13 protein-coding genes are annotated in these 12383 nt (G+C 63.3%); 1 reads left to right on the top strand and 12 read right to left on the bottom strand.

Annotation, left to right across the window (positions count from 1 at the left end; genetic code table 11):
• The 11 genes from CKW40_RS11060 to CKW40_RS11105 form a co-directional block, all read right to left on the bottom strand.
• A complete protein-coding gene (locus CKW40_RS11060; protein WP_095200284.1) occupies window positions 1–1317 on the bottom strand; it encodes a M20 family metallopeptidase in 1317 nt (438 codons plus the stop codon).
• Entirely contained in the window at window positions 1317–2276 is a 960-nt protein-coding gene (locus tag CKW40_RS11065; RefSeq protein WP_095199942.1) for an ABC transporter permease, read from the bottom strand. The genes CKW40_RS11060 and CKW40_RS11065 overlap by 1 nt, the downstream gene beginning before the upstream one ends.
• Entirely contained in the window at window positions 2273–3259 is a 987-nt protein-coding gene (locus CKW40_RS11070; RefSeq protein WP_095199943.1) for an ABC transporter permease, read from the bottom strand. The genes CKW40_RS11065 and CKW40_RS11070 overlap by 4 nt, the downstream gene beginning before the upstream one ends.
• Window positions 3260–3266: 7 nt before the next feature.
• On the bottom strand, window positions 3267–4253 hold the full coding sequence (locus tag CKW40_RS11075) for an autoinducer 2 ABC transporter substrate-binding protein (RefSeq protein ID WP_095199944.1): 987 nt from the start codon (window positions 4251–4253) through the stop codon (window positions 3267–3269).
• Between the two features lie 34 nt (window positions 4254–4287).
• A complete protein-coding gene (locus CKW40_RS11080) occupies window positions 4288–5058 on the bottom strand; it encodes an ATP-binding cassette domain-containing protein (protein ID WP_095199945.1) in 771 nt (256 codons plus the stop codon).
• 36 nt (window positions 5059–5094) lie between these two features.
• Window positions 5095–5871: a glutamine amidotransferase gene (locus CKW40_RS11085; RefSeq protein WP_095200285.1), complete on the bottom strand. Its 777-nt coding sequence runs from the start codon at window positions 5869–5871 to the stop codon at window positions 5095–5097.
• A 60-nt stretch (window positions 5872–5931) separates the two neighbouring features.
• On the bottom strand, window positions 5932–7113 hold the full coding sequence (locus CKW40_RS11090) for a carbohydrate kinase family protein (RefSeq protein ID WP_095199946.1): 1182 nt from the start codon (window positions 7111–7113) through the stop codon (window positions 5932–5934).
• Window positions 7114–7166: 53 nt separating this feature from the next.
• Window positions 7167–7403 (bottom strand): hypothetical protein, encoded by a 237-nt coding sequence (locus CKW40_RS42860; protein WP_143748273.1) that lies wholly within the window; start codon window positions 7401–7403, stop codon window positions 7167–7169.
• A gap of 68 nt (window positions 7404–7471) precedes the next feature.
• A complete protein-coding gene (locus CKW40_RS11095) occupies window positions 7472–8272 on the bottom strand; it encodes a hypothetical protein (RefSeq protein ID WP_095199947.1) in 801 nt (266 codons plus the stop codon).
• 360 nt (window positions 8273–8632) lie between these two features.
• Entirely contained in the window at window positions 8633–9391 is a 759-nt protein-coding gene (gene radC / locus CKW40_RS11100) for a RadC family protein (RefSeq protein WP_095199948.1), read from the bottom strand.
• A 178-nt stretch (window positions 9392–9569) separates the two neighbouring features.
• Complete coding sequence (locus CKW40_RS11105) at window positions 9570–10412, bottom strand: LysR family transcriptional regulator (protein ID WP_095200286.1); 843 nt, start codon at window positions 10410–10412, stop codon at window positions 9570–9572.
• Window positions 10413–10509: 97 nt separating this feature from the next.
• Between CKW40_RS11105 and CKW40_RS11110 the strand changes: the two genes are divergently transcribed.
• On the top strand, window positions 10510–11478 hold the full coding sequence (locus CKW40_RS11110) for a quinone oxidoreductase family protein (protein WP_095199949.1): 969 nt from the start codon (window positions 10510–10512) through the stop codon (window positions 11476–11478).
• Between the two features lie 52 nt (window positions 11479–11530).
• Here the strand turns inward: CKW40_RS11110 and map are convergent, their stop codons facing one another.
• Entirely contained in the window at window positions 11531–12358 is an 828-nt protein-coding gene (gene map / locus CKW40_RS11115) for a type I methionyl aminopeptidase (RefSeq protein WP_095199950.1), read from the bottom strand.
• Window positions 12359–12383 lie beyond the last annotated feature (25 nt).

The following is a 12383-nucleotide window of genomic DNA, read 5'->3' on the forward strand; positions in this document are numbered from 1 at the left end:
CTAGCGGCACCATTTCTCGACGGCGATCGCAATCGCCTTTGTGCAATCGACGAGATCGCGCACCGAGACGCGTTCGTTCGGCTGATGCGCTTGCGCCGGGTCGCCGGGGCCGAAATTGACGGTCGGCGTGTTGCCAAGACCGGTCGGCAGGCCGATGTCGCTGTGCGCGCCGAAACCGCTGAGAACCGGTGACAGCTTGGCTTCCTCGACCGCCTGCTGAAAGACGCCGACGAACGGATTGTCCGACGGGATCTCGGCGCAATCGGCGTCGAGGATCCACTCGATGCGGGCCGGGTGCTTTCGCAGATAGGGGTCCGCCTGGCAGACATTGGCGATATGCTCTTCGATCTCGCGTTTGACGTTGCCGCCCAGCCTGAACTCGTCATGCTCGCTCGGCAGGTATTGCGCGTCGATGATGATCTCGCCGCGTCCTGCCATGGAGGAGGGGTGTTCGCCGGCATTGATCTGGGTGACGATGATCTGGTTGGGCAGGTCCATCAGCGGATGGTTTTTTCGGGGATCGAACATCCAGCGCCGGTTAAGGATGTCGATGCCGTCGAGGATTTGCCGGCAAAGCTGGATGGCATCGACCGGGCCGCTCGAATACCAGGCATTCGGCGTGAGTTCGGCATGGCCGCCTATGCCGTCGATGATGATCCTGCCCCACAATATGCCGTGGCAAAGCGGTGCGATCTTGTTCGCCGTCGGTTCGGTCATGATGCCGGCGTCGGCGTGAAAGCCGCGATCGACCATGGCGAGCGAGCCCATGCCGCCGATTTCCTCATCGACAACAGTCGTGAAGACGATGTCGCCGGACAGAGGGATATCGAGCTCTTTCAAGATCTCGACGGCCATCAGCATGCAGGCGACGCCACCTTTCATGTCGACCGTGCCGCGGCCGTGCAGAAATCCGTCCTTGAGGACGGGCTGGAACGGGTCGGTCGTCCAATGGCTGGCGGCGCCCGGCGGGACGACGTCGATGTGTCCAGTGAGCATGATGGAACGCCCGCCGCCCGTCCCCTTCAGGAGGCCGCCGAGATTAGGCCGGCCGTCAAAAGTCCGGCCCTTGTTGGCGCCGGCGCGGCCCTTGTATTTTTCGTAGAGCGCCGGCCCGTCTGGATCCCAGAGATCGGTCGTGAAGCCGAGCGCTTCGATGCGTTTTTGTAGATAGAGCTGGCAGTCACGCTCACCCGGCCCGGCCTCCTTGGGATTGGATTTCACGATGGAAGGGAAGGCGACGAGATCGCTCAGCGTTGCGACGATGCGGTCGGCGGCTGCCTCGACGCGTGCGGCGATGATCTCTTCTTTGGACTGCATCATGATCTCCAACGTTGGGACAGTCGGTCGGCGAGAAGGACGAAAACCAGAAGGGCGCCGACAATCCCCACCTGCCAAACCGTGTTGATGTTCAATTGCAGAAGGCCGGTCTTCAGCGTGACCAGCAGCAGGACGGCCGCGAACACGCCGCCGACGCCACCGCGCCCGCCGGTGATGACGATGCCCCCCAACATGGCGGCGGTCAGCGATTCGAGTTCGAGGTTCTGGCCGATGTTGGGCCTGCCGCTGCCGAGCCAGGCCAGCGAAACCAGACCGGCCGCGCCGGCGAGCGCGCCGCTCAAGCAATAGAGAATGAAGCGCACGCGATCGACCGGAATGCCGACCAGTTTGGCCGAGCGTTCATTGAAGCCCATGGCGTAGATCCAGCGCCCCCAGGCCGTCGAGATCAGCACCAGGCCGGCCAATACGAAGCACGGGATGGCAAGCGTGAGAAACGGCATGGGGATGCCCATGACGACGCCACGCCCCCACACAAGCAGCCATGCGGGCACGCCGGCCTGCGCGGCGCCGCCGGTGACGGCAAGTGCTGCGCCGGAATAGACGAAGAATGTGCCCAGCGTCGCGATGAAGGGGAGAAGGGCGAGCCCGTTGACCAGCCATCCGTTCAACGCACCGAGCAGCGCCCCGGCCAGGATGCAGATGGCCGGCAGCAGAACAGGCGGCAAGCCCAGCTTGACGCAAAGCATGGCAAGGATGGCCGAGAGCGAGACCGCGCCGCCGACCGAAAGGTCGATGCCGGCGCCGCCGGCCAGGATGACCAGCGCCTGGCCGAGGCCGACCAGGGCCAGGATCGTCGAAAACTGAAGAACAGTGGTGACGGTGCCGAGATTGAAAACCGAAGGCCTGAGCGCCAGCAGGCCGACAATCACGATCAGCCAGAGCCCACAGAGCAAGGCCAAGGTGAGGGCTGGGCCCTGCAGGGTGCGGAGCGTCTTCATGCGCGGGCCCGCTGTATCAGGCCAAGCGGCAGCCGGTTGGAGACGGCCTCGAAACCAAGCACGCCGATGATGAGAACGCCGGTTACGACAGGCTGCCAGAGCGAGGGGACGCCGATCAGCAGCAGCCCGTTCTGGAGGATTCTGAGAAGCAGCACGCCGAGCACGGTGCCGATCAGGCTGCATTTGCCGCCCAATATGCTGGTGCCGCCGAGAATGACCGCGGCAATGGCATCGAGCGCCAGCGTGCTGCCGATCGTCATTTCGACATTGCGGTAGGTGGCCACATAGAAAGTGGCGGCAATGCCGGTCAGGAAGCCGCTGATCAGGAAGGTCATGAAGCGGGTCTTGATGACCGGGATGCCCGACAGGCGCGCCTTTTCCTCCGAATTGCCGATCGCCAGCAAATGCAGCCCGTATGGCGTTCGCCGCAACGCCAGCCAGATGATGAGATAGGCAATGGCGATCACCAAGGCAGGCACGGGGACACCGAGTACGGTCGTTGCAAGAACATTGGTGAGGCTCGAGGGCAGGCCGGAAAGCCATTGCCCGCCGAGCAGGACGAAGACGGCGGTGCGGTAGACGCCGAGCAGGCCGAGCGTTCCGACGATGGCCGGAACGCGGCCGAGGACGACGACGGTTGCCGTCACGCATCCCAACAAGGCCCCGACCAACGGGCCGACAAGGAGAGCCAGCGCCGGATTGCCATCGGCACCAAGCACGCGGCCGATGGCGATGGCCGCGAGCCCCATGACGATGCCGATCGACACGTCGATGCCGCCCATGGCCAGAAGCAAGGTCATGCCAAGGCCGGTCAGCAGCAGCTCGACGCTGTTGCGCAGCACCGTCGCCGCATTGCCCGAGGTGGCGTAGTGGGGCGATGCGACAGAAAAGATGACGATCGCCAGCAAACAGGCGACAAGCAGAGACCACTCTCGTCCGTTCATGGAGAACACACCGTTTGCAGACTGCCGCACCGCGCTCATGTCAGGCTCAGAAGTTGAACTTGTCGACATTGTCCTTGGTGAAGACAGCCGGCGGCCCGAGCAGCAAGATGCCCTTGGCGGCGTCATAGGTGACGGGCTTGTCGAGGCCGGCGATCTTGTTCTCGGCCTCAAAGGTCTTGCCGTCGATCAGCTGCTTGCCGGCCCAGACCGTGAGATAGCCGAGCTGCTCGGGATCCCACAGCACGGTAAAGCCGAAGGCGCCGCTCTTCAGGTAGGAGCGCGCCGTGTTCGGGCTGCAGTAGCCTGCACCGATGACGGAGCCGATCTTGCCGGCGGTCTCGATCGCCTGGGCGACACCCGGGCAGGTCGAGGATGCAACGGCGATGATGGCCTTGATATCGGGATTGGCGGCCATGAGATCGCCTGAGATCTGCGCGGCGCGCTCCGCCGTGCCGCCGGCAAATTGCGGAGCAAGCAGCTTCAGCTTCGGATATTTGGCGCTGGTTTGCTTCTGCATGAAGCCGATCCAGGCGTTGAGATTGGACGCCGTCGCCTCGCCGGAGACAATGCCGATCGTTGCGTCCTCGCCGACGCGCTTGACGAGTTCGTCGATGATCGTGGTGCCAAGGCCCTCGTCGGTTGCTTGCGCCACATAGACCGCGCGGCCGCTGTCGGGCGCATCGCTGTCGCTGGTAAACAGTTTGATGCCCTTTGCCTTGGCTGCCTCAACCACCGGGGCGATGCTGGAGGCATCGAGCACGCTGACCGAGACCGCCTCGACGCCCTGATCGATCAGGTTCTGGACGATCTGCAACTGGTCGACCGGATTGGTGTCGACCGGACCGGAATAGATGAAATCGACACCAAGGTCCTTGGCGGCTCGATTGCCGCCGGCTTCCATGGCGTTGAAATAGGGGATGCCGATCAGCTGCGGGACAAAGGCGACCTTGTGCTTGTCGGCGGCATGGGCTGCCGTTGCAACAATGAGGGAGAGCGCGGAGGCGGCGAGCACTTTCTTGAGCTGTGAAAGCATTTTGGTTTGATCCTCTCTGGAAATGACGTGCGTTTCAGTTTGTTTTTTCGAGCGCCCGCACGTCGGGATGAGCGCCTGTTATGAGCGAAACGACTTCCTCGTGATTGGTTTCGGCCGCCAGCCGTTCGGCCACCTTGCGGCCGCGCCGGAACACGACGATGCGGTCGGCAACCTCGAAGACTTCGGAAATGTTGTGGCTGATGAGGACGACGGCACAGCCGCGCGCGGCAAGCCGCCGCGTCAGCGCCAGCACCTTGCGGGTCTCGGCGACGGCAAGCGCCGCCGTCGGCTCGTCCATGATGACCAGTTTGGCGTTCAGATTGAGCGCCCGACAGATGGCGACGGCCTGGCGCTGGCCGCCCGACAGGCTGCCGACAGGCGCTTCCGGATCGGAAATATGGGCGTCGAGTTCTTTCAGCAGGCCGTCGACGCGCTGGCGCATTTCCTGGCGCTTCAGGAACGGAACACCAAAAATGGAGCGTTTCAATTCCCGGCCCAAAAAGACGTTTTCGGCAATCGAGAGGTTTTCCGAAAGCGCCAGTTCCTGGAAGATCGTCGCGATCCCCGACGAGGCTGCATCCTTGGGCGAAGAGAACGCGACCGACTTGCCTTCGATGACGAGTTCTCCCTCGCTCGGCGGATGAGCGCCCGCCAGGATCTTGATGAAGGTCGATTTGCCCGCGCCATTGTCGCCGAGCAGCGCCAGCACCTCGCCGGAACGGATTTCCAGGTCGACATTTGAAAGCGCCGTCAGCGCGCCGAAGCGCTTGGCGATGTTCTTGGCGACAAGAAAAGGTTCTGTCATGGTGGTTCCCCAGCGGTTGCTGATCGGGCTGAGCGGCTAAACGGTTTTGCTCACCCAGCGCAGCACGTTGGTCCAAAGGCGCGCATAGCCGGGCCACTCGACGAAACTGTTCGGCAGCCAGTGCGGGCCGATATCCGACGTCCAGACCAGGGTGCGCCCTTTGCCATGGCGTCCGGTGACCAGCAGCGGGTGGCCGCCCTGGTCCTGCGGCAGCCGTGCCAGGACTTCGACATCGACCCGGTCGCGGGCAACGACTTCGTTGGCGCCGAGAAGAATGGGCCATTCACCGTCGATGCCGGCAAACAGCGGGTGATCCCTGGGCCCGATGATCTCAGGCCGAAAGCCCTCGGGGATCTCAAGCCGGTCATCGTTGGGCAGGCAGGTCACCGGCAGCGCATCCTCGACAGCCGTGCGGTGCCAGCGCGCCTTGCCGTCGATGCCCTGGAAGGAGAAGTAGCCACCGATCATGATTAGGCCGCCGCCGGCCAGCGTCCAGTCGCGCAGAAGCTTGAGCCGGTTGGGGACCGTCTTGCCGTGCAGCCAGACATCGGGATGGAGCAGCAGCGAGTTCGCGCCGATGTCGGAGAGGATGATCGCCTTGTATTGCGACAGGCCCTCCATGGTGAAAGGCAGCTTTTCGACAGCCTCATGAGCCGGCATGTATTCAAGCTCGAACTCGCTGTCCTTCAGGGCGGCAACGAGTGGTGTCGCACCCAGATGAAAGGTGACGCTGCCGAACTGATCGAAGCCCTTGTAATGGGTCGCCGAACTCATCCAGCTCTCGCCGACCAGAAGGACTTTTGCTTTCGCCATGATCATTTTCTCCTGATTTCGCCCGGTGGGCGGATGTCCAGAAATCGATAAGCCTTTGATTTAACTTGTCATAACAGTGTCGCTCGCTAAAGCGGTCGCCTTCAGGGTCGCAAAATCCGCGATGTAGCCCTGCGCGCCTTCGACCGTGGTCGTCAGGCTTGCGCCGATCGCGGCATAGCGGGCGGCGGCGTCCAGCGAGGCGCCATGCAGCCACAGGCTCAGGAAGATGCCGGCGAAGCTGTCGCCAGCGCCGGTGGCATCGACCCGGTTGACCGGCAGTGCCGGCACCTCGATCTGTGGGCCGCCACCAGCCGGGAAGACCACCGCGCCAAACTCGCCAAGGGTGAGCACGACGGTTCCGCGTGGCTTGATGCGTGACAGCATCAGCCGCACCTCTTCGATCATGCTCGCCATCCCGGTGCGAAAACCGAAAATCTCACGCATCATCACATCGTTGATGAAGGTCAGGTCGATCTGCCTGACCATCTGCGTAAAAGCCTCCGGCGTGCGCGCGCTTTTGGGCAGGCCGGCCGAATGCAGACTGACCTTCCAGCCGGCCTGATGAAAGCGCGCGATGGAGGCGGTCATCGTCTCATAGTGAAAGCCTTCGATATGCAGGCAGGCCGGGCGCTGCTCGGGCTGGATGTCCAGATTGGCGGTCAGGTCGACCTCGCCAAGCTCGAACGGTTCGCTGATGATGGTGCGGCTGCCGTTGCGCTCGATGATGACGATCGCTTGGGAAAGCCGGTTGTTGGGCGTGCTGCGGATGGGGAGGGCGTGCACACCCAGTTTGGCGAGTTCGCCCAAAGCCCAGTCGCTCTCGGCGTCCCTGCCGACCGCTGTCGCCAGTTCCACGTCAAGCGCGTAGGGGGCCCCTACGCCGGCCGCGGCAACCGCGAGATTGGCGGCCGGGCCGCCCAGCGCCTTTTCGATATGGCTGGCGGTAATCCGATCATCGCGATGCGGCAGCACGTCGACACGGCACAGGAAGTCGACGCTGACGCGACCGGCGACCAGAAGCCTGGGCAGGTGATCGAGATTTTTCGGCCTGCGGGGCGCGCGGCCGGGCAGGGAGCGGGCGAAAGAACTCGGCCGATACATCAGCGCGGCGACCGCCTTCTCGATGCGGTCCCGAGTATCTTCCCTGAGGCCGGCGGTGCCATTGATGAAGTTCGACACCGTGCCGATGGAGACACCGGCGGTTCGTGCGACATCCGCTATGGTAGGGCGCTTGCGTTGCAATTGCCTGGTTCCGATTGAAGCGTTTCAAACGGTAACAGTGGAAGTGCGGCGCCTCAACGAAACTGTTTTCCAAAAAACGAGAGATCGCACTTGTTCATTGGAAGATTGATCCAATCAGGCTGGGATGACTGGATTGCTCTTTCCATGATTGAACGATTTTCAAATTTCCGTATTTCGTTCGATCCGCGGCGCCTGATCGAACGCCCATCCGCAGCGCCTTCCAGCAGCTCAGCGAGTAGCTGCCGCCGCGGAATGGCCGTCGGGCGTTTTTCTGCTACGGCCAGAAACAACCATGCCGCCGGGCGGACCCGACGGCATGGTCTTGGGTAATCAGGATACTGCAGGTTTGCTCGACGCCTTAAGGCGTCGTCTGCGCTTCGATCTTGGTGGCCATCTGGTCGATCTTGTCGGCAAGGACACCCTGGGCCCAGGCCGTGACGTCGTCATCGACGGGCTTGTTGGCCATGTCCGTCAGCGCTGCATCGAGCGATGCCTGGTCGGTGCCAACGGTCGCCGTAGCAGCTGCCGCCTCTGCCTCGTCGGCCGCCGCGTTGTCGGCGTCGACAACAGCCTGCTGAGCCGTGATCTGGTCTTTTACCGCCTGGATCTGTTCAGGCGTAGCGGTCGGATCCGCCTGCAGCGCGGTCAGCTGCGCATTCAGCGTATCCAGTTGCGCCTGGGCCGCCGCCGCCGTGGCGGCTGCCGTTTCAGCCGCGGCCTGAGCAACCTTGGCTTTCGCCGACTGTGTCACAAAGGCCTGGATGCCGGCGAACTTCTTGCTCTTGGAATTCATATAGGCGTTGATGTTGCGCTGCAGGGAGTTCAGCCGGCCGAGCTTGGCATGGATGTTTTTCTCCTTGGGCACGGATGCGACCTGAGTGGTTGTGTCGACCGTGGTGGAGGTCGTTGTGTCCGCGTCCACCTTGCCAACATGGCCTGGAGCCGATGCCGACTTGCCATGCGAGGCGCCGCTGTTGCCATTGCCATTGCCGCCAGCATTGCCATTACCGCCGCCGTTGCCGTTGCTGTTACCACCGCCGTTGCCGCCACCGTTGCCACCGCCATTGCCGTGCCCGTTGCCGCCGGCTCCAGCGAGCGCCGGGGACGCCAGAAGCGCCAATGCGGCAAGCGCCGCGAACAGAGTTTTTCGGTTTGTCATGGTGTCTCCTCGGGGAATCGCCGCCTCCGCCCAACCGCGCTAGATCAGCTAATATGAGAATCCGCTAATCGTACTGAGTAAACTTTAGACAAATGCGATCGCAATGCGCGATCTCGATGATGGTAGGTGGCATAACTATTTGATATTTCATGAAAATAAACGCCGTGAGGTCGCTGTGCTACTGAAGTCCCATGCCGGCCAGACCATAGTCCTAGTACCGCCAATGTCGTCGAGCGGTTGGTCGGAAACGCGCTGGAATGCAGGAGTCGATGAGCAAAACCTGGTCGGTATGCGCCATGCGAGAAACGCTCTTGCTTCCCTGTCGGCGAAGACGAGCGGGCCACCTTATTGGTCGTCGCCCTAGATCAGCAGCAGGCCCTTCATGCTGGCGTATCCCTTGCGCCCGATGATGATGTGGTCATGCACGGCGATGCCCAGCCGTTTGCCCGCCTCGATGATCTCTTTCGTCATCTCGATGTCCGCGCGCGACGGCGTCGGATCGCCCGAGGGATGATTATGGACCAGGATGATCGCGGTGGCCGACAGTTCGAGCGCCCGCTTGACCACTTCCCTGGGATAGACGGGCGTGTGGTCGACGGTGCCGGTCTGCTGCACCTCGTCGGCGATCAGCGCGTTCTTCTTGTCGAGGAACAGGATGCGGAACTGTTCGCGCGCCTCGAAGGCCATGGCCGAGCGGCAATAGGCGAGAAGCTGCGTCCACGACGACAGGACCTCGCGGCCATGCACTTCGCCATGCGCCATGCGCTGCGCTGTCGCCGCCACGATTTTCAGGTCGAGCACCACCGCCGGGCCGATGCCCTTGACCTCCTGCAGCAGGTTGATGGGCGCGCCGAGCACTTCGGCCAGCGTGCCGAAGCGCGCCAGCAGCGCCTTGGCGGCCGGCTTGGTGTCGGTGCGCGGGATCAGCCGGAAGAGCAAGAGCTCCAGAAGCTCATAATCGGGCAGGGCATCAGGGCCTGCCGAGGCAAAGCGCTCGCGCAAGCGGTCGCGATGGCCGAGATATCCAGGTTTTTCGGCTGGAGCGGGCCTCGCCTTCGCCGCGGGCCGAACCGGTACCTCGGAGAAGAAACTCCGCTCGTCTTCGTCCGTGCTTTCCATATGCCCCCACCCAATCACGCGGACAAAGCTGCCGCCCGACCCGGCGAAATACTAGGCCGGCAGGTTGGGACGGTCGAGCTTTTTTGGCGACAGTTTGAAAGCCGCAACTGCCAACCACGCCGAAGCTGCTTTCGCATTGCGTGACCGGGTGAACCATTGCGCAGGCAGGCAAGCTCGCTCATCCAACCTTGCCGCCAAGCCCGTCCATCACCGCGCGGATCAGCGGCACATCCTTGATATCCGTGTGCACGACCAGCCAGAGCTCGCGCGTCAGCGGCTCGCCCGGCAAAGGCAGCCTGGTCAAATTCAGATCCGCCGCCATGAAATCGGGCAGCAGCGCAACGCCGCCGCCGGCCTTGACGGCGGCCAGTTGGAATTCCAGTCCCGAGGCGCGGATGGCGACCGGACGGCTTCCGGCAATTTGCGCAAGCAGCCTTTCCTGTGGCGACGAGGCCATGGTTTCCTCATACCCTATGAAGGACCAGTCCTTTTCGCGCGTCGCGGCCAGATAGGCGGGATCGGCGCAGAGGCTAAAACCTATCTCGCCGATCTTGGTGACGGTCAGGTCGCCCTGTTCCGGCCGCGCCATGCGCACGGCAATGTCCGCCTCCCGCCGTCCAAGCGAGGCGTAGCGCGTCTCGCCGATGACCACGATATTGATGCCGGGATGCCTTTGCCGGAGGCCAACGAAGCGCTCCGCCAGCAGCGCGGTCGCCAGGGCAGGCGGGGCGCTGACCCGGACGGTGCCGGTATGCCGGTTTTCGCTATTCAGCGCCGCACGCTCGATCATCAGCGCATCTTCGCTCATGCGTGTCGCGATGCTGGCGATCTGCTGGCCCTTGGCGGTAAGCGAAAGGCGCCGCCCGCGGCGGTCGACGAGCTTGGCGCCGATCCTCTCCTCCAGATGCGCCACGCGTCTGGCCACCGTCGCATGCTCCACACCAAGGGCCCGGGCAGCCGCCGAGAGCGTGCCCAGGCGGGAAAGGGCGTGGAAATGGCGCAAGTCTTCCCAATCCGGCATCTGATCGTTTTTTCCCATGGACTGGCAAATTATAGGGAATTTTCAATCAGCTTGCCATCTGCCATTCATCCATGAAGCACCAGATTGGAGAATGAGGATGGATATCGCCGTTACGCTGACCGCCACGGGAGGCATCGACCAGTTGCAGGTGTCGGAGCGCGCGCCGCAATCTCCCGGTCCGAAGGAGATACGGATCCGTCATGAGGCGATCGGCGTCAATTTTCTCGATATCTACCATCGCAAGGGCATCTACCCGCTGCCTTCCTATCCCCATGTGCTGGGGGCCGAGGGAGCGGGGATCGTCGAGGCCGTCGGCCCGGAAGTCGCGTTGCTTGTCCCGGGCGACCGTGTCGCCTATGCCGGAGCCCCGGTAGGCGCCTACAGTTCCACGCGCCTTTTGCCGGCGGAGCGGGCGATCAGACTACCGGCAGGGGTCGGATCGCATACAGCGGCGGCATCGACGCTGAAAGGCATGACGGCCTACATGCTGCTCAACCGCGTTTATGCCGTGAAGCCCGGCACCGCTATCCTGGTCCATGCGGCGGCTGGTGGTCTTGGGGCTATTCTGGTCCGTTGGGCGAAACATCTGGGCGCAGCGGTGATCGGCACGGTCGGCTCCGAGGAAAAAGCCGCTCTTGCGCGCGCTCACGGCGCCGACCATCTCATCGTCGGACGCGACGCCGATCTCGTCAGAGAGGTCATGGAGCTGACGGGCGGTCGCGGCGTGGATGTCGGCTATGACGGCATTGGTGGCACCATGCTTGCCAAGACGATCCAATGCATACGGCCATTCGGCACTGCCGTGAGCTTCGGCCAGGCGGCCGGGCCGATCCCTCCTGTTTCACTCGACCAGTTGCGGCCCAACCGCGCTCTCGCTCACCCGAGCATCATGGCCGCGACCGGCGACCAGGCTTTCTACGCCGAAGCCGCGGCAGCCCTGATCGATGCCTTTCGTCTGAACATCACGGCGGCCGTCGGTGGGGAATTTGCACTCCGCGATGCAGCTGGAGCCCACACGGAACTCGAAGCCGGGCGAACAACCGGAAGCCTGCTTCTTATTCCATAGGTTGGCGCGCCCAGCTCGTGACCTTGCAGGTTCCGGTGGGCGCGGATGCGGGCTAAGCCGGCAGGCCGGGCCGGTCGAGGTTGTTGGGCGAGAGCGTGAAAATCTCGCAGCCCGTGTCGGTCACGCCGATCGTGTGTTCGTACTGCGCCGACAGCGAGCGATCGCGCGTCACCGCCGTCCAGCCATCCGACAGCACTTTTACATGCGGCCGGCCGAGATTGATCATCGGCTCGATGGTGAAGATCATGCCGGGCCGCATCTCGACGCCTTCATTGGCGCTGCCATAGTGCAGGATGTTCGGCGCGTCGTGGAAGAGCTGGCCGACGCCGTGGCCGCAGAAGTCGCGCACCACCGAGCAACGCTCCGCCTCGGCATAGGTCTGGATGGCGGCGCCGATGGCGCCGGTGCGCGCGCCTGGCCTGACCGAGGCGATGCCGCGCATCAGGCATTCATGGGTGACTTCGAGCAGCCGCTCTGCGGCGCGCTTGATCGTGCCGACCGGATACATGCGCGAGGAATCGCCATGCCAGCCGTCGAGGATGTAGGTGACGTCGATGTTGACGATGTCGCCATCCTTCAGCGGCTTATTGTCGGGAATGCCGTGGCAGACGACATGGTTGATCGAGGTGCAGGACGATTTCGTGTAGCCGCGGTAGTTGAGCGTTGCCGGCAGCGCGCCGTGGTCCATGCCGAATTCGAAGACGAAACGGTCGATGGTGTCGGTGGTGACGCCGGGCGCGACCATGGGCACCAGCGCGTCCAGGCAACGCGCGGTGAGGTCGCATGCCTTGCGCATGCCGGCAAAACCGTCCTCGCCATAGAGGCGGATCTGGCCTGTGTTTCTGAGGGGGGCCGTGGCGGCGTCGAGATAGGTGACCATTTTGTCCGTATAGGAGGCTGGGCGC

The organism is Mesorhizobium carmichaelinearum, assembly GCF_900199455.1.
Lineage (GTDB): Bacteria > Pseudomonadota > Alphaproteobacteria > Rhizobiales > Rhizobiaceae > Mesorhizobium > Mesorhizobium carmichaelinearum.

Coding starts and splice junctions, on each gene's coding strand:
- CKW40_RS11060 (WP_095200284.1), bottom strand. CDS start 1,317: ATGCAGTCCAAAGAAGAGATCATCGCCGCACGCGTCGAGGCAGCCGCC.
- CKW40_RS11065 (WP_095199942.1), bottom strand. CDS start 2,276: ATGAAGACGCTCCGCACCCTGCAGGGCCCAGCCCTCACCTTGGCCTTG.
- CKW40_RS11070 (WP_095199943.1), bottom strand. CDS start 3,259: ATGAGCGCGGTGCGGCAGTCTGCAAACGGTGTGTTCTCCATGAACGGA.
- CKW40_RS11075 (WP_095199944.1), bottom strand. CDS start 4,253: ATGCTTTCACAGCTCAAGAAAGTGCTCGCCGCCTCCGCGCTCTCCCTC.
- CKW40_RS11080 (WP_095199945.1), bottom strand. CDS start 5,058: ATGACAGAACCTTTTCTTGTCGCCAAGAACATCGCCAAGCGCTTCGGC.
- CKW40_RS11085 (WP_095200285.1), bottom strand. CDS start 5,871: ATGGCGAAAGCAAAAGTCCTTCTGGTCGGCGAGAGCTGGATGAGTTCG.
- CKW40_RS11095 (WP_095199947.1), bottom strand. CDS start 8,272: ATGACAAACCGAAAAACTCTGTTCGCGGCGCTTGCCGCATTGGCGCTT.
- radC (WP_095199948.1), bottom strand. CDS start 9,391: ATGGAAAGCACGGACGAAGACGAGCGGAGTTTCTTCTCCGAGGTACCG.
- CKW40_RS11105 (WP_095200286.1), bottom strand. CDS start 10,412: ATGCCGGATTGGGAAGACTTGCGCCATTTCCACGCCCTTTCCCGCCTG.
- CKW40_RS11110 (WP_095199949.1), top strand. CDS start 10,510: ATGGATATCGCCGTTACGCTGACCGCCACGGGAGGCATCGACCAGTTG.
- map (WP_095199950.1), bottom strand. CDS start 12,358: ATGGTCACCTATCTCGACGCCGCCACGGCCCCCCTCAGAAACACAGGC.